Genomic DNA, 23,981 nt, shown 5'->3' on the forward strand with positions numbered 1-23,981 from the left:
GAGGGGCGAGGCAATTGGCGGCAGGCGGGAGGGGTACGCGGCGACTACCCCCTTGCGGCGGCCAGGCGCTCGTAGTCGAAGGGCGCGGCGGTTTCGAGCATTACCCGCTCCGGGATGCGCCGGGCTTCGGCCAGCCGACGCTCTGCGGGTGATTTCAACTGCGCTTCCATGTACGCGCCGAGGTAACGCCCGCGCTCGACGATCGCCGCGCCGATGCGCAGGCGCTGTTCTTCGAAGGCGCGCAGGGCGGCGCGGCAATCGTCGTTGCCGGTGAGCGCGTCGACCAGCGCCAGGGCGTCGCCGGCCGCTTTGGGCACGCCCATCGCGACGTGCGGCCGAGCGACGAACGCGGCGTCGCCGAGGATGACCGCGCGTCCGAACACCAGCCGCGGCAGCTCAAGATCGACGATGGGCTGGAAGAACACCACCCGCGCGCGCTCGACCGCTTCGGCGAACTGCGGCGCCAGCACGCGCTGCGCGAGTTGCGTCATCTCCTTGCGTACCTGCACGCGGATCAGCGACGGCGGGATGCCGTTCGGATGGTGGCGGCCGGTATCGTCGGTATGCAGATCGACCAGCGCTTCGTTGTCCGGCACGGGGTGGTACCAGACGACGTTGTACTGCCGCTGGCCGGGCGCGACGCCGTGCTCCGGCCCGGGCACCGGATAGCCGATGCCCTGCTCGCCCGGCGCCACGCAGACTGCATACCGGTCGAAGAGCGTGGCGTGCGTGGCGGGCGACAAGGCGTGTTCGTCGGTGAGGCAGCGCCAGGCGATGTAGCCCGCGTAGTACGGTTTGATGTCGGGGGCGAGCTGCATGCGCACCGCCGAGCGCAGGCCGTCGGCGCCGATCAGCAGATCCGCCTCGATGTGCTGGCCATCGGAAAAGTGTCCGACCACCGTGTCGGCCCTCTGCTCGACGCGCTCGAAGGTCATGCCGGCGTGGTAGCGCTGCGGGGGGAACACTTCCTTGAGCGCTTCGTACAGCCTGCGCCACGACGTCATGACCTGCGGAAACGGGCGCTCGGCGAGGATCCGGCCGGCGCGATCCAGGGCGATGCGCGCGGGCAGCAGCACGCCGAGCGATTCTTCGGTAGCCTCGACGCCGGCGGCGCGAAAGCCTTCGATCAGGCCGGGAAGGATCGTGATGCCGGCACCGCGCCCCTCGAGCACACCGCTGGTGCGCTCGTAGATGTCGACTTGCCATCCGGCGCGGTGCAGAAGGTTGCCCGCGAGCAGTCCGGCGAGCGAGCCGCCGACGATCAACGCTCGGCGGGGCCGTGAGGTATTGGCGGGCATTGAAGGTCCTCAGGCGCCCATCCGGGCCTTTCCCCGCAAAGGGGGCAAGGAGACCCCGAGACACCCGCTTCCTCCCTCCAGCGTGGGGGAGGACCGAGGTGGGGGCGGCTGGAAAGAACTGCTCCCCTCACTCCACACGGTCCGTGCGCAGCCCCGACTGCTTTTCCATCAGCTTGATGGTCGACAGGTAGTCGTCTTCGCCGTAGCCTTCGCCGACTGCAGCCTGCATCATCTGCCGCGTGACGGCGGTGAGCGGCATCGGCACACCGGTCGCCCGCGCAGCGGCGAGAATCAGGTCGAGATCCTTGAGGATCAGCCGCGTGGTCATGGTAGGACTGAAATCGCGCGCCTTCATCAGCGCGACCTTCGCCTTGAGCCAGGGCGAGGCGAGGGTGCTCTGGCCGATGGTGTCGAGCATGACAGACCAGCGGAGTCCCGCCTTGCGTCCCAGCGCAAAGGCTTCCGCCATGCCCTGCGCGAGATTGACGACCAGCGCATTGATCACCAGCTTCATGTAGCGCGCCTCTTCGCCTTCGCCGAGGTAGACCTGCACTTTGCTGAAGGTCTCGACCACCGGCTTGACCGTGTTCCAGGCCGGCGCCGGACCGGAGACCAGTGCGGTCACTTCTCCTTTCTGAGCGGAAGCCGCGTTGCCGGAAATGGGAATGCGCAGATACGCCACGCCGCGACGCTGCGCCTCCTCGGCGACGGCGCTGGAGGCTTCGGGCGAAACGGTGCTGGTGTCCGCGAAAATCCCGCCGCGCCGGAGGCTGGCAAGCACCCCCTGCGGGCCGAGCGCGACTGCGCCGAGCGCGGCATCGTCCGGGATCGAAGAAAAGACGATGTCCGAGGCGGCCGCGCATTGCGCGATGCTGGTCGCTTCCTGCGCGCCTTGCGCCACGAGCTTGCCGCGATTGGTCGCGGTGCGCGAAAACACCGCAACGGGATAGCCGGCCTTCAGAACGAATCCCGCCATCGGTACGCCCATCCGGCCCGCCCCGATCCACCCGATGCGTGGCAACGTCGCCATGTGATTCTTCCTCCTTCAGTCCAGGACGCTTCAGGCCCCGAGATAGTAACTGCGGACCAGATCGCTGCTTTGCAGCTCGGCCAGATTCCGGCCCTCGAATGCGATCTCGCCGTGCACGATGATGTAGCCGCGCTCGGCCACCCGGCTCGCTTCGATGAAGTTCTGTTCCGCCATCAGGACCGTGAGGCCGAAGCGCCGCTTCAGATCGCCGATCATCTCGATGGTCTGTCTGACCAGCATCGGCGACAGGCCCACGGAAGGTTCGTCGACGAGCAGCACGCGCGGCGCCGCCATGATGGCGCGCGCGATCGCCAGCATCTGCTGCTGGCCGCCGCTCAGGCTGCCGGCGGTCTGTCCCGCGCGTTCGCGCAGCACCGGAAAGGCTTCGTAGCACAGCGCCAGATTGCGTGCCATCGCGCCGCGCGCCGCGTGCCGGTAGGCCGCCAGTTGCAGATTCTCCGCGACCGTCAGTTTTGGAAACAGCCGCCGCCCCTCGGGCACCAGGACTACGCCGAGCGCGACGATCTCCTGCGGCTTCTTCCCTGTCAGCTCGATGCGCGTGCCGTCCGATTCGAGGACGATCGAGCCCTCCTGCGCCGGGATCAAACCCATCACGCACTTCATCAGCGTACTCTTGCCGTTGCCATTGGTGCCGAGCAAGGCCACGGTCTCGCCATGGCGCACTTGCAGCGACACGCCGCGCAGCACCCCGACCGCGCCGTATCCGGCGCTGAGCTTGTCGATCGTCAGGCTAGGCACCGAGATAGATCCTTTGCACGTCGGGGTTCCTGACGATCTCCGCGGGGGGCGCCTGCGCCACGATGCGCCCGGCGTCCAGGCACACCACCCGCAGGGAGAAGCGCATGATCGCCCGCATGATGTGCTCGATCATGATCACGGTCATGCCTTGCGCGCTCAGCCCCGAGATCAGATCGAGCATCTCGTCGACTTCCAGCGCCGACAGGCCGGCCATGACCTCATCCAGAATCAGCAGCCGCGGTCGAGTGGCCATCGCGCGTGCCAGCTCCAGCTTGCGCAGCTCGATCTGGCTCAGCGTGCCCGCGGGAACATGGGCCTTCTCGGCGAGCCGCACGCGCTCTAGCGTCTGCAGCGCTTCGTCCGCGACTCTCGCGGGATGCAACGCGTGCCGGTGGCCGGTGTATTCCAGCGCCACCGCCACGTTCTCCGCCACGCTCATGCTGGAGAACGGCCGCGGGATCTGGAAACTGCGCGCGATGCCAAGCCGGGTACGGCGGTGCGCCGGCAGCCGAGTGACGTCCACGCCGTCGAAATGGATCGCGCCGCGGTCGCAGCGCAACGCCCCGGCGATGCAGTTGATGAGCGTGGTCTTACCCGATCCGTTCGGTCCGATGATGCCCAGGCGCTCGTTGCGCCGAACCGTGAGGCTGACCTCGGACAGCGCGACGAAACCACCGAAGCGTTTCGACAGGTCTTGCACCGCCAGCAGCGGCTCGCTCATCGTGCCAGCTTCCCGGAGAACCGCTGCAACAGACCGAGGATGCCGTGTGGCGCGACCACCACGAAAGTCACCAGCAGCGCGCCGACCAGCAGCACGTTCAGCTCCGAAGATACCGTCACGGTGATGATCTGCTGCGCGCTTCCCAGCAGGACCGCGCCGATCACCGGCCCGATCCAGCTCCCCGTGCCGCCGATGATCGGCATGGCGAGCGCGCAGACGGCGTAGTTGAGGCTGAACGCGGAGGTCGGCTCGATGAAGTTCATGTACAGCGGGAACGGCGCGCCGGCTATGCCCATCAGCGCGCCGGAGGTCACCGCCGCGAGCAGCTTGAGCTTGAGCGTCGGCACGCCCACCGACTCCGCCGCTTCTTCGTTGTCGCGAATGGCGCGCAGTCCGCGCCCCAGCCACGAGCGTTCGACGTAGCGCGCGAGGGCGACCGCGAGCAGGGCGAGCAGCGTCATTACGAAGAACAGGAACTGCGTGTACGAACCGAAGAAGCCGGGCGCAGCCGGTTGCAGCACCGTGGCGCCTCTGGCGCCGCCCACAAACGCCCAGTTGAGGACAATGGTCTCGCAGATGAGCGCGAGCGCCACGGTGGCGATCGAGAAGAAGATTCCGCGCAGTCGCATCGTCAGCGCTCCGACCAGCAACCCGAGAAGGCCGCCGCCGAGCGCCCCCGCCGCGATCTGGACAACGAGCGGCGCATCGAGGGTCTTGATGAGCACCAGGGCGGTATACGCTCCCGTGGCGAAGAAGGCGCCGGAGCCGAAGTTCACGTAACCTGCGCAGCCGCCGAGGATGTTCCACGCCGTGGCCAGCACGACGAACTGCAATACCACGTACGCAGCGAAGAAGAAATATTCGTTGCCGATGAGGCGGGTGGCGAGCAGCGCGGCGGACAGGACCGCGGCGGCACCGATCGAAAAACGCATCCAGCCCCTCATCGCGGTTCAGCGCCCGAACAGGCCGGCGGGGCGCACGGCCAGCACCAGCAGGAGGATTCCGAACGCCGCCGCCGGAGCCCACGATGGACCGAGAGAGGTGAGCACGATGCTCTCGGCGATGCCGAGAATCAGCCCCGCCGCGAGCGTGCCTCGCATGCTGCCGAGGCCGGCCAGCACGGCGACGCAGAAGGTGCGGCCGATGTAAAGACGTCCGAGCCCCGGCTCGACCGGCCCCACGACGATCATCAGCGCGCCGGCCGGAGCGCAGGTCGCCATTGCGATGCCGAACGCCCATTGCTTGATGCGCACGGGATCGGCTCCCATCAGGGCGAGCGCGACCTGATCCTGAGCGACAGCCCGGATGGCGCGCCCGGTGAAGGTGCGCGAAAGATAGAGCGAGAGCGCCGCGGTGAGCACCAGCGCAAGGCAGAACGCGACCAGCATGCGCAGTGGAATCCGGTACTCGCCAACGGCCAGGGCCTTGCCGATGTAGGGCGCATCGACCATGCGCTGGTCCACGCCAAAGGTCAGGATCAACGCGACCTCGACGATGAAACCGATCCCGAAGAGAAAGGCGAGGCCGCGCAGCCCTGCGTCGGCGCCGCGCCTTTCGAACGCCGCGTGATAGACGCGGTAGACGACAACGCCCAGCGCAAAGAACAGCGGGATCAGAGCGGCACCCGCGACCAGCGGATCGGCGCCGTAGGTGCCGAGCAGGTAGACGGCATAGGCACCGAGAATCAGAAAGGCGGGATGCGCGATGTGCGGCACGTCGAGCAACCCGAACGCCACCGAAAGGCCGACGCTGACCGCGGCGTAGAAGCAGCCGAGCAGCACGCCTGCGACGATCGCCTCGACCAGCAGTTCGGTCACGGCGCGCGGCCCGCAGTCCGGACTAGCGGCGCGCCTGGGCGAACGGAATGACCTCGCCCGTCTCGAAGGCTTCCGGCGCGACGATGACCTGTTTGCCGGGCCTGCGGAACTGCTCAAGGTCGCGGTCCACGATGCCCCTGAACTGCACGTAGACGATGCGCGGCTTCGCCCATTCGCCGGTAGGTCCGTAGCGGATCGGGCCGACGATGGTCTTGATCTCGTTCTCCCGCAGGTATTTCGCCAGAACCGTATGGTCCAGGCTGCGGGTGGCGGTGACCGCCTGCTCGAGCAACTGCCCGATCGCGTAGTCGTAAGGCGGCAGATAGAAGCCGAGCGGATCGACGTTGACCTGCCTTGCGCGCGCCTGATAGCGCGCGAGGAAGTCGCGCACGCCGGGGAAATCCATCGTCTTCTCCGGCGCCCAGGTGTTGTAGTTCACCACGCCGTTGAGCTGCGAACCCAGCGCTTCCATGATGGAGGCGTATTGCAGGCCGACCATTCCCCCGCCGAAGAGCTTCACGCTGTCGCCCAGGCCCAGCTCGTTGACCGCGCGGATGATGGCGGTGGAGTCCGACGGATAGGACGCGACGAACACGACCTCCGGCTTCTTCGCGCGGATCGCGCGGATCGTCGAGGAGAAATCGATGGTGTTCGGCGGATAGTTCGCGTCGTAGATCGGCTGCAATCCGTAGTCCTTCAGCCCGCGGCGGATGCCGCCGGCGAGGTTCTGGGCGAACTCGGCGTCGGCCGCCAGGATCGCGATCGTTCTGGCGCCGAGTTTGCGGCACAGCTCCAGAAAGGGCGCCGCCGAATCGCGGGCCGACGCCCACGGCTGGTTGTTGAAGTACTTGTCGTGGCGGATCTGCGCGTTGACGTCGAGCGCGAAGTTGCCGATCAGCAGCCGGTCGCGCTGCTTCACGAGCGGCATGATCGGGGCGGTGGGATTGGTGGCGTAGGGCGCGACCAGCAGGTCGACCTTGTCGACGTCGAGCAGCTTGGTATAGATGCCGGGCGTGAGCGCGGGGTTGCTCTGGTCGTCGTAGACCACGAGCTCGACGGGGCGGCCGAGCAGGCCGCCGCGCGCGTTGACGTCGTCGCGCCAGATCTGGAGCGCCAGCAGGCCCGACTTGCCCGCACTGCTGAGCGGGCCGGTCTGGGCGATCGAGAAGCCGACGCGGACGGGCTTCTTGTTCTGCGCCTGGACCGCCGCCGCAACGCAGGCCAGCATCACGCACGCACCGATCGAAGCGGCCCGTGCGAGTGCGCGGCGCACCGACTTCGCTATCTCAAGAAAAGAGCGAACCACAAAGGATGACCGGTGATCTCTTGTTGACTGTTCCTGGCAGTAACGCTTCTGATAAAGGTAGCCAAGGTTCAAAAAGCCGAGAGAACCATCCCGACTTCTTTGTGTTTCTTCGTGCCTTGGTGGTTTCTTCCCGCTCCCTGATGCAACCTCGTTGGTCCGAAAGCGATTGTCAGTCGAGCCTGGCCCAGCCGGGTTCGTCGCGGTCCAGCAGTCGCTTGAGCGCCTCGAAGTGCAGGATGGACTGCCGGCGTTCGCCGCCGATCTGCTTCGACACGGTTGCCGCCATCTGCTCCGAGACCCGCTTGAATTTTCCTCCGGTCGACTGGGCGAGCACCTGCACCATGCAGGAGCGCTCCAGGTAGTACAGATCGTCGAAAGCGTAGGCGACGTTGTCGCCGCACACGATGACGCCGTGGTGCTGCATGAGCACGACGTCCTTGTCGCCGAGCGCCTGGCAGATCCGGTCGCCCTCCTCGTTGGTGAGCGCGATGCCGCCGTATCCGCGGTCGTAGCCGATGCGTCCGTGGAAGCGCATCGCGTTCTGGTTGGCGTGGACGTCGAGCTCCATGTCCTCCAGCAGCGTGAGCGCGGTCGCGAACGGCATGTGGGTGTGCAGCACGCATTTCCTGCGCTTGCCCAGATGGATGCGGCCGTGGATGAAGAACGCCGTGGGCTCGACGCCATGGCGGCCCTCGACGGCGGCGCCCTTCTCGTCGACGACCACGAGATCGCCCGGCGTGATCTCGGACCAGTGCAATCCCTGCGGGTTGATGAGAAAGAGGTGCGGCTCGCCCGGCACCTCCAGGCTGAAATGGTTGCACACGCCTTCGTTGAGCCCCATCCGCGCGGCCGAGCGCAGCGCAGCAGTGAGATCGATGCGAGCCTGCACGACCGGGTCGAAGCGTTTCATCGGAGTGGGCCTCCAGGCAATGGGGAATGCGCGAGCCGCTATGGTAATGGTCCGCACGCGAGTCGCCAAACGCTACCGCGCCCGGGAGCCGGCCCGCGGCCGGCACCAAACGCTCACCGCGGAAGAGGCGGTGAGCCTTTGATCTAGCCGGGGCGCAGCCGCAGGGCGGCGTTGATCTTTTCCGCCGCCAGCTTGAGGACCGGCAGGACGTTGCGGGTCATTTCGGTCGGGGTGGTGCGCGATGCGTGCCCGCTGACGTTCATGGCGGCGATTACGCGCCCGTTGCGCCCGAGCAAGGGCACAGAAATCGAGATCAGTCCGTCCTCCAGCTCCTGATTCACCAGGGACCAGCCCTTGCGATGCTCGTCACGGATGATCTGTTCCAGTTTCTTGCGGTCAGTGACGGTTCGGCTGGTATAGGCCTTGATCTGGCTGCGGTCCAGCACATCGCGCAGCGTCTCGGGCGGGAGGTCGCCGAGCAGTACGCGGCCCATCGAGGTGCACCATGCCGGCAGGCGGCTGCCGATCGACAGGCTGATCGTCATGATCTTCTTCGTCGGCACGCGCAGGATGTAGACGATTTCGGTGCCGTCGAGCACGGAGGCAGAACACGACTCGTGTACTTGGTTGACGACCTCTTCCATGAAGGGTTCGGCCAGGTGCCACAGCGGCGTGGTCGACAGATAGGAGTAGCCGAGGTCCAGAATCTTCGGCGTCAGGAAGAACCGGCGCTCGTCGCAACCGACGTAGCCGAGTGCTTGCAGGGTCAGCAGAATGCGCCGCGCGCCGGCGCGCGTGAGGTTCGCGCGCGCGGCCACTTCGGTCAGCGTCAGGCGCCCCGAGTCTTCTCCGAACGCACGGATGACCGAGAGGCCACGGGCGAAGGATGCAACGAACTGGTCCGTCTGCCGGCCGCCGTCGCGCTCGCCCGCTTTGCGTCGTGCCACAGAGTCCTGTTGTGTCCGTCTCACTGCAGCTCCCGATTACGCCAGTTGCCGGGCGCTCGAATCCGCGCTCTGGCCCGTGTTCCCCGACTTGCGGAACCTTCGACTGGCCGCCGCCGCGCGGGTATTGACAGGGCCGGACGGGCGGGAGTAGTTTGTTCGCTATAAAAACAAATGTTCGCTATGCGAACATTGTTCCAGTTTCAGCCCAGCAATGCAATGGGTTGAACGGCGGGTTCCCCTCGGGTCCGTTGCGCCGCGGCAAGCAAATTCTCGCCGCCGGCCCGCCATTCTCCATTGCGCGCGGCCGAAATCCAGTCCAGCGAGGAGGAAACAAGATGACCGCCTATCACACGGTGTTCGGTTCCCTGAACAACTACGAGAAAGGGACCATCGAGATCATCAACGACAACCCCAAGTATTACGTCTTTTCCAATGTCTTCGAGGTCGCGTCGAAGGCCAGGCCCTACGAGAAGATCGCGGTGGCCAGGAACCTCGAGTACGTGATCGAGGCGATCCGGGCCGAGGGCACTTCGCCGTGGATGGCCTGCGCGCACGACGAGTTCTGTGTGGTGATGGACGGCGAGGTCAGGGTCGAGTACGTTAAGCTCGACGACCCCGACTCGGTCGCTCCCGCCAACAAGGACGGGACGGTGCTGGTCGAGGGCGAGCCCAAGGGTCGAAAGATGGGCACGATCAAGCTGAAGCGGGGTCACCAGGCGCTCCTTCCGAAAGGCGCCGCCTATCGCTTCGTCGCCAGCCGCCCGAGCGTGATGATTCAGCAGACGATCAAGGGCGACCTCACGGTCGAGAAGTGGGCGGAGATCTGCTACCACTGAGAGCGAGGCTGAAGGCGTGGCGATCGAGGCAGTGAAGGCGCCTTTCCAGACGCCAGCCAGCCGTCGTCAGACAAGAGCCTGGAGAACGAACATGAACGCACCTGCAGAGATCAGACTTCCCGAGAAGATCGCGGGATACAAGACTTTCACCCTCGGCCAGTTCACCTTTGCGCGCGACGAGTACTTCGTCACCATCACCTGGCCCGCGAAAGGGCAGCGCATGTCGCACACCATCAGTGCCGACGCGTTCCTTCGCGCCATCATGCGCGACGTGGCTTGGGGCTTCTTCTATGGCCTGGTGAACTTCGACGCCGTATTCGGCACGCGCAACCTGTATGGAAAGGTCGAGCTGTTCGCCGGCCGCTACAACGAGGCGATGCACAAGAACGGCCTGTCCTACGTCGAGACTTTCGACTCTCCGGTGGCGATGGCCAAGTTCAAGGAGATCCTGGCCGACTGGGTCAACGCCGGCTTCGACCCCTTCGCCGCACCGGCGGAAACCGGCAACACCGCGTTCGGCGAAAAGAACGGCAACAACCTCGATGCCATCAACCGCTTTCGCGTCGCCACCAAGCGCATGCCGGGCCTGGAGGGCGACTCGCCGCTGCGCGACGACGCCAACGGCTTTCCGGTCAACCGCGCCTTTGCCGACGTCCCGCAGGACGAGCCGGAGATTCGCGCAGAACCCGGATTCGAGAAGGAACTGCACGCCTTCAATCTGTTCAAGTATCTGTCCCGCTCGGATGTGACCTGGAATCCCTCGGTGACGTCGGTATGCCGCAACAGCCTGTTCTGCCCGACTACCGAGGAATACATCCTGCCCATCATTCACGGCAACGACCGGGTCGAGTGGTTCGTGCAGCTCTCCGACGAGATCACATGGGAGATCAGTGATCGTGAAACCGGGCGTCCGCGCGCTCGATTGGTGATGAAACCGGGCGACGTGGCGGCGATGCCGGCCGACATCCGGCATCAGGGCTTTTCCAAGAAGCGCTCCATGCTGCTGGTGTGGGAGAACGCCACCCCGGATCTGCCCAAGCGCTACGAGCGCGGCGAGCTCAAGCCGTACCCGGTGGACTTCTGAGGTGCGTTCACCACCAAGGCGCCAGGGCACCAAGAAAGCAGACGACTTGAACCACGGAGGACACGGGGAACACGGAGGAAAACCACGGCCGGATAGGCCTGCATCTTCTTCGTGTCTTCGTGCGTTGTCTTTCGCTCTTCGGTTCCGACCTTCTTGGTGCCTTGGTGTCGCGGCGGTGCGCACGGCCCTCTGAGTTTCCATGAACGCAGTTCAGAACAAGCTGTTCATCGACGGCGAGTTCGTCGAGTCGGAATCGCGCGCACGCATTCCGGTGCTCAATCCGCACGATAACTCGCTGATCACCGAGGTCGCCGAAGCGCGGCAGGCGGACATCGACCGTGCGGTTGACGCGGCGCGCAAGGCGTTCCCGGCGTGGGCCCGGCTGGCGGCGGCGGACCGCGGCCGCTTGTTGCTCAAGCTGGCCGACGCGATCGAAGCCAACGCCGACGAGCTGGCACGGCTGGAATCGATCGACACCGGGCATCCGCTGCGCGACACGCGCGGGCTCGACGTGGTGCGCACCGCGGTCACCTTCCGCTACTTCGGCGGCATGGCCGACAAGTTTCAGGGCAGCGTGGTGCCGGTCGAGCAGGGGTTCCTCAATTACGTGCTGCGCCAGCCCGTGGGCGTAGTCGGCCAGATCGTGCCGTGGAACTTTCCGCTGATGTTCACCAGCTGGAAGATGGGACCGGCACTGGCAGCCGGCAACACCGTCGTGCTCAAGCCGGCCGAGCTGACCCCGCTGTCGACCCTGAGGGTCGCACAACTGGCCAGAGAAGTCGGCTTTCCGAAAGGCGTGATCAACATCGTGCCCGGATACGGCGCCACGGCGGGGCAGTATCTCGCCGAGCATCCGGGCGTGGACAAGATCTCGTTTACCGGTTCCACGGCGACCGGACGCAAGATCGTCCAGGCTTCCGCCGGAAACCTCAAACGGGTTCAGCTCGAGCTGGGCGGCAAAGGCGCCAACATCGTCTTCGACGACGCCAATCTCGTCGCCGCGGTCAACGGGTCGGCTTTCGCCATCTTCCACAACCAGGGCCAGGCCTGCATCGCCGGGTCGCGCCTGATCCTGCACGACAAGATCGCGGACGCCTTCCTCGATCGGTTCCTCGCGCTGGCGCGCTCGATCAGGCTGGGTAACCCCCTGGAGCCCGATACGGAGATGGGTCCGCTTACCTCCCAGCAGCACCGCGATCGCGTGCTTTCGTACGTCCAGGTCGCAAAGGAACAGGGCGGCGAGATCCTGCTTGGCGGAAAACCGCCGGAGCGCGCTGACCTCTCGCGCGGCTGCTACGTGGAACCGACGGTGGTCCGGGCCAAACCGAGCGATCGGGTTTCGCAGGAAGAGGTGTTCGGACCCTTCGTGACCGTCACGACGTTCCGCGACGAGGACGAGATGATGGCGATCGCCAACGGCACCGAATACGGGCTCGGCGGCGGGCTGTGGACCAGCAACCTGCAGCGCGCGCACCGTGTGGCGGCCGCGATGCGCACCGGGATGGTGTGGATCAACTGCTACAAGCGCGTGAATCCGGGCTCGCCTTTCGGCGGGGTGGGGCAGTCCGGCTACGGACGTGAAATGGGCTTCGAGGCGATGCACGAGTACACCGAGGCCAAGTCCGTGTGGGTCAACGTGGACGCGCAGATCCCGCCGTATTACCCGCGGGGTTGAGATGCGGCTTCACACGGAGGCATGCGTAGAGCCTTCGAGCGCGAAGCGTGAAGACGCGACGAGTAGCTGTCCTGACTTCGGAAGGAGAGGCGAACGATGGCTTTGACACGCGAAACCATGACCGACGAGCAGCGCAAGTCGGTCGCCCTGGAATATCTGAAGGCCTTCGACAACGGCGGCGTGACTTCCACCGGCGGCAGTATCCTGGATCTCTTCGCCGACGATGCGCAGGTGTATTTCCCGAAGTGGGGTCTGGCGACCGGCAAGGATCAGATCGGGAAGCTGTTCGGCGACGTCGGGGGCACGATCAAGTCGATCGTGCACCACTATGCGAGCTTCAACTGGATCTTCTCCGGATCGGACGTGATCGTCTGCGAGGGCGAAAGCCACGGCGAGCACCGCGACGGCCCATGGCGTGCCGGCGTGCCCGAATGGGGTGCGGGCAGATGGTGCGACGTATTCGAGATCCGCGACTGGAAGATCCAGCGCGTGTTCATCTATCTGGACCCCGACTACGCCGGGAAGGACACTGCGCGCTATCCCTGGCTGGCGGGCCGCTGATCCAATGCGCTAGCGCGAACCGGTGCCATGATCAACAAGATCGTCGAATCGGTGCAGGCGGCGGTGGCCGGCATCCACGATGGCGCGACCGTCATGATCGGCGGTTTCGGGCCGGCCGGGCAGCCGGCGGAGCTGATCGACGCATTGATCGCACAAGGCGCGCGAGACCTGACCATCGTCAACAACAACGCCGGTAACGGCGAGACGGGGGTCGCGGCGCTGCTCAAGGCACGGCGGGTGCGCAAGATCATCTGTTCCTTCCCGCGCCAGAGCGACTCCTACGTGTTCGATGCCCTTTACCGAGCCGGAGAGATCGAGCTGGAGCTCGTCCCGCAGGGCAATCTCGCCGAGCGCATTCGCGCGGCGGGCGCGGGTATCGGCGCGTTCTACACGCCCACCGCCTACGGCACCGATCTGGCCAAGGGCAAGGAAACGCGCCAGATCGAAGGCCGCTGGTACGTCCTGGAGCATCCCATCCATGCCGATTTCGCGCTGGTGAAGGCCGCCCGCGCCGATCGCTGGGGCAACCTCGTCTACCGCAAGACGGCGCGCAACTTCGGCCCGATCATGGCCGCGGCGGCCAGATGCACGATCGTGCAGGTCGACGAAATCGTCGAGCTGGGCGACCTCGACCCCGAAGCCATTGTCACGCCAGGTATCTTCGTCAAGCGGGTGGTTTGCATCCCGCGCCGGGCGAGCGCCAGCCCAGTGCAGGCGGCCGCCTAGGAGGAGAGGAAGGGCGATCATGAACCGATTGAACCGGGATCAGATGGCGGCGCGCGTGGCGCAGGACATTCCCGACGGCGCGGTGGTCAACCTCGGCATCGGCCTGCCGACCCTGGTCGCCAACCACTTGCCCGACGACCGCGAGATCGTGCTGCACAGCGAGAACGGCGTGCTCGGGATGGGACCGGCCCCCCCTCCCGGCGAAGAGGACTACGATCTGATCAACGCGGGCAAGCAGCCGGTGACCTTGCTCAAGGGCGGATCGTTCTTTCACCACGCCGATTCGTTCGCGATGATGCGCGGCGGCCATCTCGACATCTGCGTGCTGGGCGCGTTCCAGGTCTCGGTGCGCGGCGACCTTGCCAACTGGCACACCGGTGGGCCGGACGCCATTCCTGCGGTCGGCGGCGCGATGGATCTGGCGATCGGTGCCAAGCAGGTCTACGTGATGATGGAGCACCACACCAAGAGCGGGGCCTCCAAGATCGTCGAGCGCTGCACGTATCCAGTGACCGGCCTGGCATGCGTCAACCGGATCTACACGGACCTGGCCGTACTCGACGTCACGGCCGACGGCCTGCTGGTGCGCGAAATCGTGCCGGGACTGTCTTTCGAAGAACTGGTGCGGCTGAGCGGCGTTGCGCTGCTTCGCGCCGCAGAGCGGGCCTGCGCGTGAAACCCTTCGTCTACCAGGGGCAGCCTTCGCGCGTGGTGTTCGGCGCCGGCGCGCTCGATCGCCTGGCCGAGGAAGTCGCGCGCCTCGGGGCGCGGCGCGCGCTCGTGCTCTCGACGCCCGAGCAACGGGCTTCGGCCGAGGACGTGGTCGTGCGCCTCGGCGGCCGTGCGGCTGGCGTGTTCGACCGGGCAGTCATGCACGTGCCGATCGAGACCGCCGAGGCGGCGCGCGCGGCAGCGGCCGAGCTCGGCGCTGACTGCTGCGTGGCGATCGGCGGCGGCTCGACGATCGGACTCGGCAAAGCGATCGCGCTGACTTCCTCGCTGCCGATTGTCGCGGTACCGACCACCTTCGCCGGTTCCGAGATGACGCCGATCTACGGCATCACGGCGCAGGGGCAGAAAAGAACCGGTCGCGATCCGCGCGTGCTGCCGCGAGTGGTCATCTACGACCCGGCGCTCACGCTCACCCTTCCGGCCGCGATCGCGGGTCCGAGCGGCCTGAACGCAATCGCTCACTGTGTCGAGGCGCTCTACGCGCAGGACGCGAACCCCGTTGCGTCGTTGATGGCGGAAGAGGGCATCCGTGCGCTGGCGGTGAGCCTGCCGGCGGTTGTGCGCGAGGCCGGCAACCTCGAAGCGAGAAGCGACGCCCTGTACGGCGCTTGGCTCGCCGGCACCTGTCTGGGCCAGGTCGGCATGGCGCTGCATCACAAGCTGTGCCACACGCTCGGCGGAACGTTCGACCTGCCGCACGCGCAGACGCATACCGTCATCCTGCCCCACGCGGTTCACTACAACCGCGACGCCGCGCCCGAAGCGATGGCGCGTATAGCCCGGGCGCTGGGCGCGGAGGATCCGGCCGGAGCGCTGTGGGAGCTGGCGAGAGCGATCGGCGCGCCACTCGCCCTCAAGGACATCGGCATGCCGCGCGCAGGACTGGAGAAGGCGGCGCGGCTCGCGACGCAGAACCCGTACTACAACCCGCGCCCGATCCGCTACGAAGACATTCTCGCGCTGCTCGAGAACGCTTTCGACGGCGTCAAACCGGGCGCGCGGTCGATGGCTGCAACAGCTTGAACAATCGCAGGACAACAACGACAGAGGAGGACAGCAATGGCTCGCAATAGCACGAACATCAGGTTCGAATCCGCGGCCGCCGGCCGTCGCGATTTTCTGCGGTTCGCCGGAGGTGCCGCGCTCGCCGCGGGCGCCCTGAGTTTCGGCGTCAGCGGCTGCGCCAGGAAGGGGCAGACGATCAAGATCGGCTACGTGTCGCCGCAAACCGGCCCGCTCGCGGCGTTCGGTGAAGCCGACAATTACGTGATCGGCGGCGTGCGCGAGGCGATCAAGGAGGGGATCCGGATCGCGGACACGAGCTATCCGATCGAGATCCTGGTCAAGGACAGCCAGTCCAATCCCAATCGCGCGGCCGAAGTGGCAGGCGACCTGATTCTGAAAGACAAGGTCGACCTGATGGTGGTGGCCTCCACTCCGGAGACGACCAACCCGGTTTCCGATCAATGCGAGCTGAACGAAGTTCCCTGCATCTCGACGGTGGCGCCGTGGCAGCCTTGGTTCTTCACCCGCGGCGGCAAGCCCGATCAGGGGTTCAACTGGACCTACCACTTCTTCTGGGGGCTGGAAGACATCATCGCTGTATTCACCAACATGTGGCTGTCCATCCCGACCAACAAGAAGGTGGGCGGTCTGTTCCCCAACGACGGCGACGGCAACGCCTGGGGCGACCCCAACATCGGGTTCCCGAAACCGCTCAAGGACAAAGGCTTCACGCTGCTCGATCCGGGCCGTTATCAGAACTTGACCGCCGACTTCAGCGCGCAGATCTCGGCGTTCAAGAACGGCAACTGCGAGATCATCACCGGCGTGGTCATCCCCCCCGACTTCAAGACCTTCTGGACGCAGGCACGCCAGCAGGGCTTCAAGCCCAAGATCGCCTCGGTCGGCAAGGCCCTGCTGTTTCCCGCCGCGGTGGAGGCGATCGGAGAGATCGCGGACGGATTGTCCACCGAAGTGTGGTGGAGTCCATCGCATCCGTTCAAATCTTCGCTCACCGGTATGAGCGCGCAGCAGCTCGCCGAAGGTTACGAGACCTCGACCAACAAACAGTGGACGCAGCCGATCGGCTTCATCCACGCGCTCTTCGAGGTGGCGGTCGACACGCTCAAGCGTACCCAGGACGTCAAGAGCAAGGCGTCCATTCGCGACGCGCTGGTTGCAACCAGGCTCGACACGATCGTCGGCCCGATCTCCTGGAGCGGCGGTCCGGTCAGGAACGTGGCCAAGACGCCGCTGGTCGGCGGCCAGTGGGTCAAGGGGCAGAAACACATGTTCGATCTGGTGATCGTCAACAACCAGACCGCGCCTTCCATTCCCACCGGCGGGCAACTGAAGCCGATCGTCTAGCCGACTCGACGACCCTCTCCTGCGCGCCCGGAGGAGAGGGCGTCACGAACCCGAACGCAGAGATTCGCAGCATGGGGCCCCTGCTCGCGCTCGAAAACGTGTCGAAGAGCTTCGGCGCACTCAAGGTGACGGACAAAGTGAGCTTTTCGCTCGGGGAACGCGAGGCGCTGGGCATTCTCGGTCCGAACGGCGCCGGCAAGACCACGCTGTTCAATCTGATCAGCGGGGACCTCAAGCCCGATGCCGGCCGCATCTGGCTCGATGAACGCGACATCACGGCGCTGCCGCCGCACCGTCGTTGCCGCTCCGGCATCGGTCGTTCCTACCAGATTCCGCACCCGTTCTCGGGAATGACGGTGTTCGAGAATCTGCTGGTCGCGGCGGTGTTCGGGGGAAAGAGCGACGAGGATCGGGCGAGCGGCTGGTGCGTCGAAATCCTGCGCCGCACCGGTCTGGCGAAGAAGGCGAACCAGCTGGCAGGCTCGCTTACTTTGCTCGATCGCAAGCGCCTGGAACTGGCACGCGCACTGGCGACCAGGCCGCGCGTGCTGCTGCTGGACGAGATCGCCGGCGGCCTGACCGAGCACGAGGCGAAGGCACTGGTCGAAACCATCCTGGAGATCCGGAGCCGGGGCGTGGCGATCATCTGGATCGAGCACGTGGTGCACGCTTTGCTCGCCTGCGTCTCGCGGCTGATCGTGATCAACTTCGGCCAGCTGATCGCACAGGGCGACCCCAGGGAAGTCATGGCCAGTTCCGAAGTGCAGCGCGTCTACATGGGAATCGAAGCTTGATTCAGCCCCGGAAAACCCGGAAAAGCGAGACACGAAGGCACGAAGAAAGACGAGGCACGACAAGGCGGAACATTTCGTTAAGGTCAGAAATCGTTTCCATCAGCCGTACACTCATGGCATGTGTGTGACGAGTTTCACTCGAATCTCTTCGTGTCTTCGCGCCAACGTGTTTCGCTCTTGTCTTTTCGCGAAGCCGTGATGCTCACGACACACAACCTGGCGGCGTACTACGGCGACTTCCAGGCGCTGTTCGGTGTCGACGTCGAGGTCCGGCAGGGCGAGGTCGTCGCGATCATCGGTGCCAATGGCGCGGGCAAGTCGACCTTGCTCAAGGCCATCACCGGGCTGATCGGCACCGAAGCCGAAGCGGTGCGATTCGAAGGGCGGCCGATCGGTGGAATGCCCGCGCACCGCATCGTGCAACTGGGCATTGCCATGGTGCCGGAAGGCCGCCGCCTGTTTCCCAGCCTGTCGGTGGAGGAGAACCTGCTGCTCGGCGCGTATCGCGCCCGCCCGGGGCCATGGAATCTGGCGCGAGTCTACGAGCTGTTTCCGATGCTCGCAGAGCGGCGGCACATGCCGAGCACCGCCTTGTCGGGAGGGCAGCAGCAGATGGTCGCGATCGGACGCGCACTGATGTCCAACCCGCGGCTGCTCATCTGCGACGAGATGTCGCTGGGCCTGGCGCCGATCGTGATCAAGGACATCTACGATGCGTTGCCGGCGCTCACCGCGCAGGGCATCACGCTCATCATCGTCGAGCAGGACGTGGGGCTCGCGATGCGCGTGTCGGACCGACTCTATTGCATGCAGGAAGGACGCGTGTCGCTGTCGGGCCGTTCGAGCGAAGTGACCCGCGATCAGGTGTCCGCAGCGTATTTCGGGGTCTAGCCGGCCGCCGCCGGCGGTGAGAGCGTAGATGCGAAGGTCGCAGAGGAAAAGCAAGAGAAGACGCGGAGAAAACATGAAACCGGAAAGTATTTCTCCTGCCAGCGGGTCACGACATTCTCGATAGTCGCGGAATTTCATGCTCGGCTGGGTTGACACGATCATTCAAGGCATCCTGCTCGGTGGGCTCTACGCGCTGTTCGCCATGGGACTGTCGCTGATCTTCGGCGTCATGCGCCTGGTGAACATCGCGCACGGCGACCTGATCGTGCTGGCGGCCTATCTCGCGCTGGTGACCGCGGACAGCACCGGACTTTCGCCCCTTGCCGCCCTCGCGGTGTGCGTGCCGGCCATGTTCATGCTCGGCTATGTCCTGCAGCGCGGGTTGCTCAACTTCACGCTCGGCACGGACATCTTGCCGCCGCTGCTGGTGACCTTCGGCCTGTCGATCATCATCCAGAACGCGCTGCTCGAAACCTTTTCCGCCGATCCGCGCTCGCTCAAGCTCGGCGGCTTCGAAACCGGAAGCTTTCATCTGGGCGCGGACATCGCCGTGGGCTATTTCCCGCTGCTCGTACTGGCGGTCGCCATTGTCCTGACGGCGCTGCTGGAGCTGGCGTTCGGCCGCACCGCCCTGGGGCGCGCGTTTCGCGCGACTTCCGATGACCCTGAAGCGGTGCAGCTCATGGGGGTGAACGACCGTCACGTCTACGCGCTCGCTACCGGAATCGCGCTGGCGATCGTTGCAGTGGCGGCGGTCTTCTATGGAATCCGCACGACATTCGCTCCGACCGACGGACCGGACCGGCTGCTCTTCGCGTTCGAAGCGGTGATCATCGGCGGGCTTGGATCCTTCTGGGGAACGCTGGTCGGCGGCATCGTGCTGGGCATGGCGCAGGCGATCGGCTTCCGCATCGATCCCGGCTGGGGGGTGCTGGCCGGGCATCTGGCGTTTCTGGCGGTGCTGCTGTTCAAGCCCGGCGGCTTGTTTCCCAAGACCCGCTGACGCGAACGTAAAAGCACGTACAGGCAGAGGTATCCATTGCACGCCGTGACATACAGGGTGGAGCGGGCGACAAAGGCGAGCCGGGTCGGCGCGATCGCCGCCGGCATCGGCCTGCTGGTTCTGATCTCGCTGCCGGGCTGGGGCGAATCGAGCTGGATGCGGGTCATCGTCGAGTTCGCCTGTCTGCTCACGCTCGCGCAAATGTGGAATCTGCTTGCCGGCTATGGCGGCGTGGTGTCGATCGGCCAGCAGGGCTTCTTCGGGCTCGGTGCTTACGCGCTGTTCGTGCTGGCCGACGATCTCGGCATCAACCCTTTCCTTTGCGTGCCGCTCGCGGGAGCCTTCGCCGCGCTCATGGCCGTGCCGACGGCAAAGATCGTGTTCCGCCTCTCGGGGGGGTATTTCGCGGTGGGAACCTGGGTGGTGGCTGAAGTGTATCGACTGTTGATCGCCAACGCGTCATGGCTTGGCGGCGGCTCGGGGAAAAGCCTCGCCGCGGTGCGGGAGTTCTCGAAGGCGCTGCGCGAGTCCACGACGTATTGGATCGCGCTCGCCGTGGCCGCGGGTTCGGTGGGGCTGGTCTATCTGCTGCTGCGTTCGCGCCACGGCCTCGCGCTGACTTCGATTCGCGACAGCGAGCGGGCTTCGGAAAGCCAGGGCATCGACGTCGCCGGTACCAAGTTCTGGGTGTACATCGCCTCCGCAGCCGGTTGTGGACTGGCAGGGGCGCTGTATTTTTTGAACATCGTGCGCATTTCGCCGGACGCGGCCTTCAACGTCGGCTGGACTGCCTACATCATCTTCATCGTGGTGATCGGCGGGATCGGTACGATCGAAGGGCCGATCCTGGGCACGCTGATCTTTTTTCTCCTGCGTGGCGCGCTCGCCGACTACGGCAGCGTGTACCTCATCGTTCTCGGGGTAGTGGCCGTCGTGGTGATGGTCAGGTTTCCGCGCGGGCTGTGGGGCTACGTGCAGGAGCGTTTCGATCTGCGCTTCTTCCCGGTGCAGAGACGGGTGAAGTTCGACTGACATTCGAGCAACGGAAGAAAACCGATGAGCGATGTGTTCATTTGCGATGCGGTACGTACGCCCTTCGGGCGTTACGGAGGTGCGCTCTCCGGCGTGCGCACCGACGACCTGGCGGCAATGCCAATCCGGGCCCTGATGGAGCGCAATGCGCGCGTGGATTGGAGCGCGCTGGACGACGTGGTCTACGGGTGTGCCAATCAGGCCGGCGAGGACAATCGCAACGTGGCCAGGATGGCGGCCCTGCTGGCCGGGCTGCCACTGGAAGTGCCGGGGATGACGGTGAACCGCCTGTGCGGCTCGAGCATGGAGGCGGTGGGCACCGCAGCGCGTGCAATCCGCTGCGGGGAAGCGGAACTGATGATCGCGGGCGGGGTGGAGAGCATGTCGCGCGCGCCGTTCGTCATGCCCAAGGCCGAAACCGCGTTCTCGCGCAGCAACGCGGTTTATGACACCACGATCGGCTGGCGTTTCGTCAACCCGGAAATGAAGAAACGCTACGGCGTGGACAGCATGCCGGAGACCGCCGAGAACGTGGCGGCCGAGTTCAAGATCTCGCGCGCCGATCAGGACGCATTCGCGCTGCGCAGCCAGCAGCGCTACGCCGCCGCACGCAAGGCCGGGTTCTTCGCTTCCGAGATCGTGCCCGTGACCATCCCCCAGAAGAAGGGCGATCCGGTGGTGGTGCGCGAGGACGAGCATCCGAGAGAAACGTCCCTCGAAGCGCTCGCAAGGCTCAAGGGCGTGGTCAAGGAGGACGGGACCGTCACCGCGGGCAATGCGTCGGGCGTGAACGACGGGGCCTGCGCGCTGCTGCTGGCCTCCGAGAGGGCGGCCAATGCCCACGGGTTGAAGCCGAAGGCCAGGGTCCTGGCCATGACCGCCGCGGGGGTCGCGCCGCGCATCATGGGCATCGGTCCCGCGCCGGCAGCAAGAAAGCTGCTCGAACGCACCGGCATCGCCTTGGAGGCAGTGGACGTGATCGAGCTGAACGAGGCCTTCGCCGCACAGGTGCTGGCGGTGCTTCGTCAACTGGGCATAGCCGACGACGCGCCGCGCGTCAACCCCAACGGCGGCGCGATCGCGATCGGTCATCCGCTGGGCGCGAGCGGCGCCCGGCTGATCGCCACCGCGACGTATCAGCTCGCGCGCACCGGCGGTCGCTACGCGCTGTGCACGATGTGCATCGGCGTCGGACAGGGGATCGCCGTGATGATCGAGCGGGTGTAAGTGGTCAATCAACGTGTGACGCAAGGAGGAGAAATCATGTCTCGAAAACAGAGGACCAAGAAGACAGCGGTCGAAGCGCGCCGCAAGTTCCTGAAGGTCGCCGGCGCCGGCGGCGCGGCCGCGGCGTTCGGTGTGGTGACGTTGTCCGGCCGGCAGGTACAGGCGGCCTCGTTCGACGGCGAATACGACATCGTGGTCTGCGGTGGTGGCGGGGGAGGGCTGCCCTCCGCGCTGTTCTCCCGCTGGCTCGGCAACAAGGTGCTGGTGCTTGAAAAGGCCGGGACCCTCGGCGGTACGTCGTTCAAGGCGGCCTATTGGTACTGGGTGCCGAACAACATGGCCATGCGCAAGGCGGGAATGGAGGACTCCAAAACCGATTTTCTCAGGTACGTGGCACGATTGAGCGCTCCACAGACCTTCAATCCCGATGCGCCCCGTTACGGATTGTCGGAATGGGAATACTCGATGTGCGAAGCGATCTGGGACAGTGCCGCGGACGCCGCCGAGCTGCTGGCGGAGAAGGGTGCGCTGCCCTACCGGCATGTTGCGCCCGTGCCCGACTACTTCGCGGAAATGGGCTACAAGGGCAATACGGGGCGCGTGCTGTTTCCGAAAGACGGCTCGGCTTCGATGTCCGACGGCGGACGCGTGGCTACGCGCACGCTCAGCGCGGCCTGCCGGCGTGACGGTGTGGACATCAAGACCGGTCATCGCGTGCAGCGCGTGATCCGCAACGACAAGGGCGAGGTCATCGGCGTCGAGGCGGGCGTCGAGGGCGGTGGCGTATTTCGGGCGCGCGCCCGCAAGGCCGTCATCTTTGCCACTGGCGGCTTCACCCACGATCCGGAGCTGCGCAAGAACTTCCTGAGCATCCCCGTCTACGGCGGTTGCGCCGCAATGACCAATGAAGGGGATTTCGTGCGGATCTCGAGCACGCTCGGCGTGCAGCTGCGCAACATGAACTACGCCTGGATGTGCCCGATCTCGCTCGACAAGGCGATCGCGCGCGACCCATCCCTCAGCGGCATGTTCTCGGTTGCGGGCGATTCGATGATCTTCGTCGACAAGCGCGGCAGGCGCGTTGTCAATGAAAAGCTGCAGTACAACGAGCTGGCCCAGAAATTCTTCGAATGGGACGGAGCCAAAGCGGAATTTCCCTACTTGGTCCTGATCTCCATCTGGGATCAGCGCTCACAGGACCACTCCGCCAGTCCGGAATACGGGCGGCTGATCGTGCCGCCGGGCACCGACGACCGCCACGTGATCAAGGGCAACACGCTCGAGGAGCTGAGCGCCGGAATCGATGCGCGAATGCAAAGGTATGCCCCGTACATCGGCGGCATGCGCATCAGCGCGGATTTCGTGTCCAACCTGAAAGCGAGCATCGCGCGCTTCAACGAGTTCGCCAGGACCGGCAAGGATCTCGACTTCGGGCGGGGCGACCGGCCGGTCGAGCAGCTGTTCAATGGCCCGGTCAAGGAAGAGCCGGGTCGCAAGAATCCCACGATGTGGCCGATCAGCGATCAGGGACCGTATTACGCGGCGCTGTGCACGGGCGGCACCCTGGACACCAAGGGTGGACCGAAAACCAATGCCAATGGGCAGGTGCTCGATGTCAACGACAAACCCATTCCCGGCTTGTATGGCGTGGGTAACTGCGTGGCATCGGCATCGGGCCGCGCCTACTGGGCGGGGGGCGCGACGCTGGGACCGATCATTGCCTTCGCCTACCGCGCCGCCAGCACCGCGAACAAGGAACCGCTCAAGGTCTGACAGGGCGGAAATCCGGAGGCGCGGGCGAATGCCCGCGCCTTTAGTGGGGCGTGGCGACACCATCAACGCAGGGAACGAAAGGCACTATGTTTATGAGGTACAAGTCTGTGCGATGCGCTGGAGTGGCCGCGACGCTGGTTTGCAGCGTCACCCTCGGCACACCTTCGTTTTCCGCCGAAGATCTGGCTGCGGGACGCGATCTGGCGATCAGCCACTGCAGCCAGTGCCACACATTCGGCAAGGGAGAGCCCCACGGGCAGGGGCCCAGTTTGTTCGGGTTGATCGGGCGTGAGGCTGCGGCGATACCGGGATATCGGTTTTCGGAGGGCTATGTGGCAGCGATGAAGGGCAAAGTGTGGGACGCCGCCTTGCTCGACCTCTGGCTCGCGGACACCCTGGCGCTCGCGCCGGGCACCCAGATGATTTACTGGCAGGACGATCCGGAAAAGCGCCATGCGATGATTCGCTATCTCGAATCGCTTCGCTGAG

The 23,981-nt window shown here is 65.5% G+C and carries 24 protein-coding genes; 15 read left to right on the forward strand and 9 right to left on the reverse strand.

The genetic code is table 11. The features are described from left to right. Positions 1–44 precede the first annotated feature (44 nt). The 9 genes from VNM24_15065 to VNM24_15105 all read right to left on the reverse strand — a co-directional run bounded on the left by VNM24_15065 (position 45) and on the right by VNM24_15105 (position 8,812). Complete coding sequence (locus VNM24_15065) at positions 45–1,298, reverse strand: FAD-dependent monooxygenase (GenBank protein ID HWQ39901.1); 1,254 nt, start codon at positions 1,296–1,298, stop codon at positions 45–47. Positions 1,299–1,425: 127 nt separating this feature from the next. After that, on the reverse strand, positions 1,426–2,328 hold the full coding sequence (locus VNM24_15070; GenBank protein HWQ39902.1) for an NAD(P)-dependent oxidoreductase: 903 nt from the start codon (positions 2,326–2,328) through the stop codon (positions 1,426–1,428). A 30-nt stretch (positions 2,329–2,358) separates the two neighbouring features. Next, on the reverse strand, positions 2,359–3,087 hold the full coding sequence (locus VNM24_15075; protein ID HWQ39903.1) for an ABC transporter ATP-binding protein: 729 nt from the start codon (positions 3,085–3,087) through the stop codon (positions 2,359–2,361). After that, the gene (locus VNM24_15080; protein ID HWQ39904.1) at positions 3,080–3,808 is read right to left on the reverse strand and encodes an ABC transporter ATP-binding protein; all 729 of its coding nucleotides are present in this window, start codon (positions 3,806–3,808) and stop codon (positions 3,080–3,082) included. Before VNM24_15080 ends, VNM24_15075 begins: the two co-directional genes overlap by 8 nt. Beyond that, entirely contained in the window at positions 3,805–4,740 is a 936-nt protein-coding gene (locus VNM24_15085) for a branched-chain amino acid ABC transporter permease (GenBank protein HWQ39905.1), read from the reverse strand. Before VNM24_15085 ends, VNM24_15080 begins: the two co-directional genes overlap by 4 nt. 18 nt (positions 4,741–4,758) lie before the next feature. Further along, positions 4,759–5,625, reverse strand: coding sequence for a branched-chain amino acid ABC transporter permease (locus VNM24_15090; protein HWQ39906.1), 867 nt, complete (start codon positions 5,623–5,625; stop codon positions 4,759–4,761). A gap of 22 nt (positions 5,626–5,647) precedes the next feature. Then, on the reverse strand, positions 5,648–6,898 hold the full coding sequence (locus tag VNM24_15095; protein ID HWQ39907.1) for an amino acid ABC transporter substrate-binding protein: 1,251 nt from the start codon (positions 6,896–6,898) through the stop codon (positions 5,648–5,650). 202 nt (positions 6,899–7,100) lie between these two features. Then, positions 7,101–7,841, reverse strand: a complete 741-nt coding sequence (locus VNM24_15100; protein ID HWQ39908.1) for an aldolase — start codon at positions 7,839–7,841, stop codon at positions 7,101–7,103. A gap of 143 nt (positions 7,842–7,984) precedes the next feature. Next, positions 7,985–8,812, reverse strand: coding sequence for an IclR family transcriptional regulator (locus VNM24_15105; GenBank protein ID HWQ39909.1), 828 nt, complete (start codon positions 8,810–8,812; stop codon positions 7,985–7,987). Positions 8,813–9,123: 311 nt separating this feature from the next. Here VNM24_15105 and VNM24_15110 point away from each other — a divergent pair, with 311 nt between their 5' ends. The 15 genes from VNM24_15110 (at position 9,124) to VNM24_15180 (ending at position 23,980) form a co-directional block, all read left to right on the forward strand. Next, the gene (locus VNM24_15110; GenBank protein ID HWQ39910.1) at positions 9,124–9,624 is read left to right on the forward strand and encodes a hydroxyquinol 1,2-dioxygenase; all 501 of its coding nucleotides are present in this window, start codon (positions 9,124–9,126) and stop codon (positions 9,622–9,624) included. 91 nt (positions 9,625–9,715) lie between these two features. Next, positions 9,716–10,708, forward strand: coding sequence for a hydroxyquinol 1,2-dioxygenase (locus VNM24_15115; GenBank protein HWQ39911.1), 993 nt, complete (start codon positions 9,716–9,718; stop codon positions 10,706–10,708). A gap of 199 nt (positions 10,709–10,907) precedes the next feature. Then, positions 10,908–12,383 (forward strand): aldehyde dehydrogenase family protein, encoded by a 1,476-nt coding sequence (locus VNM24_15120; protein HWQ39912.1) that lies wholly within the window; start codon positions 10,908–10,910, stop codon positions 12,381–12,383. A 96-nt stretch (positions 12,384–12,479) separates the two neighbouring features. Further along, the gene (locus VNM24_15125) at positions 12,480–12,944 is read left to right on the forward strand and encodes a nuclear transport factor 2 family protein (GenBank protein ID HWQ39913.1); all 465 of its coding nucleotides are present in this window, start codon (positions 12,480–12,482) and stop codon (positions 12,942–12,944) included. 27 nt (positions 12,945–12,971) lie between these two features. Beyond that, positions 12,972–13,670 (forward strand): 3-oxoacid CoA-transferase subunit A, encoded by a 699-nt coding sequence (locus VNM24_15130; protein HWQ39914.1) that lies wholly within the window; start codon positions 12,972–12,974, stop codon positions 13,668–13,670. A gap of 19 nt (positions 13,671–13,689) precedes the next feature. Next, complete coding sequence (locus VNM24_15135; protein ID HWQ39915.1) at positions 13,690–14,346, forward strand: 3-oxoacid CoA-transferase subunit B; 657 nt, start codon at positions 13,690–13,692, stop codon at positions 14,344–14,346. Next, a complete protein-coding gene (locus VNM24_15140; protein HWQ39916.1) occupies positions 14,343–15,425 on the forward strand; it encodes a maleylacetate reductase in 1,083 nt (360 codons plus the stop codon). The genes VNM24_15135 and VNM24_15140 overlap by 4 nt, the downstream gene beginning before the upstream one ends. A 36-nt stretch (positions 15,426–15,461) precedes the next feature. Continuing rightward, complete coding sequence (locus tag VNM24_15145; protein HWQ39917.1) at positions 15,462–16,772, forward strand: ABC transporter substrate-binding protein; 1,311 nt, start codon at positions 15,462–15,464, stop codon at positions 16,770–16,772. A 71-nt stretch (positions 16,773–16,843) separates the two neighbouring features. Beyond that, entirely contained in the window at positions 16,844–17,566 is a 723-nt protein-coding gene (locus VNM24_15150; protein HWQ39918.1) for an ABC transporter ATP-binding protein, read from the forward strand. A gap of 198 nt (positions 17,567–17,764) precedes the next feature. After that, positions 17,765–18,457 carry an ABC transporter ATP-binding protein gene (locus VNM24_15155; GenBank protein HWQ39919.1) on the forward strand — a complete coding sequence of 231 codons (693 nt, stop codon included), beginning with the start codon at positions 17,765–17,767 and terminating at the stop codon, positions 18,455–18,457. A gap of 136 nt (positions 18,458–18,593) precedes the next feature. Beyond that, positions 18,594–19,460, forward strand: a complete 867-nt coding sequence (locus VNM24_15160; GenBank protein HWQ39920.1) for a branched-chain amino acid ABC transporter permease — start codon at positions 18,594–18,596, stop codon at positions 19,458–19,460. 45 nt (positions 19,461–19,505) lie between these two features. Next, a complete protein-coding gene (locus VNM24_15165; protein ID HWQ39921.1) occupies positions 19,506–20,492 on the forward strand; it encodes a branched-chain amino acid ABC transporter permease in 987 nt (328 codons plus the stop codon). A 24-nt stretch (positions 20,493–20,516) separates the two neighbouring features. Further along, positions 20,517–21,719 (forward strand): 3-oxoadipyl-CoA thiolase, encoded by a 1,203-nt coding sequence (gene pcaF / locus VNM24_15170; protein HWQ39922.1) that lies wholly within the window; start codon positions 20,517–20,519, stop codon positions 21,717–21,719. Positions 21,720–21,755: 36 nt separating this feature from the next. Next, entirely contained in the window at positions 21,756–23,492 is a 1,737-nt protein-coding gene (locus VNM24_15175; protein ID HWQ39923.1) for an FAD-dependent oxidoreductase, read from the forward strand. 92 nt (positions 23,493–23,584) lie between these two features. Then, entirely contained in the window at positions 23,585–23,980 is a 396-nt protein-coding gene (locus tag VNM24_15180) for a cytochrome C (GenBank protein ID HWQ39924.1), read from the forward strand. Position 23,981 lies beyond the last annotated feature (1 nt).

Source organism: Burkholderiales bacterium (assembly GCA_035560005.1).
Lineage (GTDB): Bacteria > Pseudomonadota > Gammaproteobacteria > Burkholderiales > Eutrophovitaceae > DASRFY01.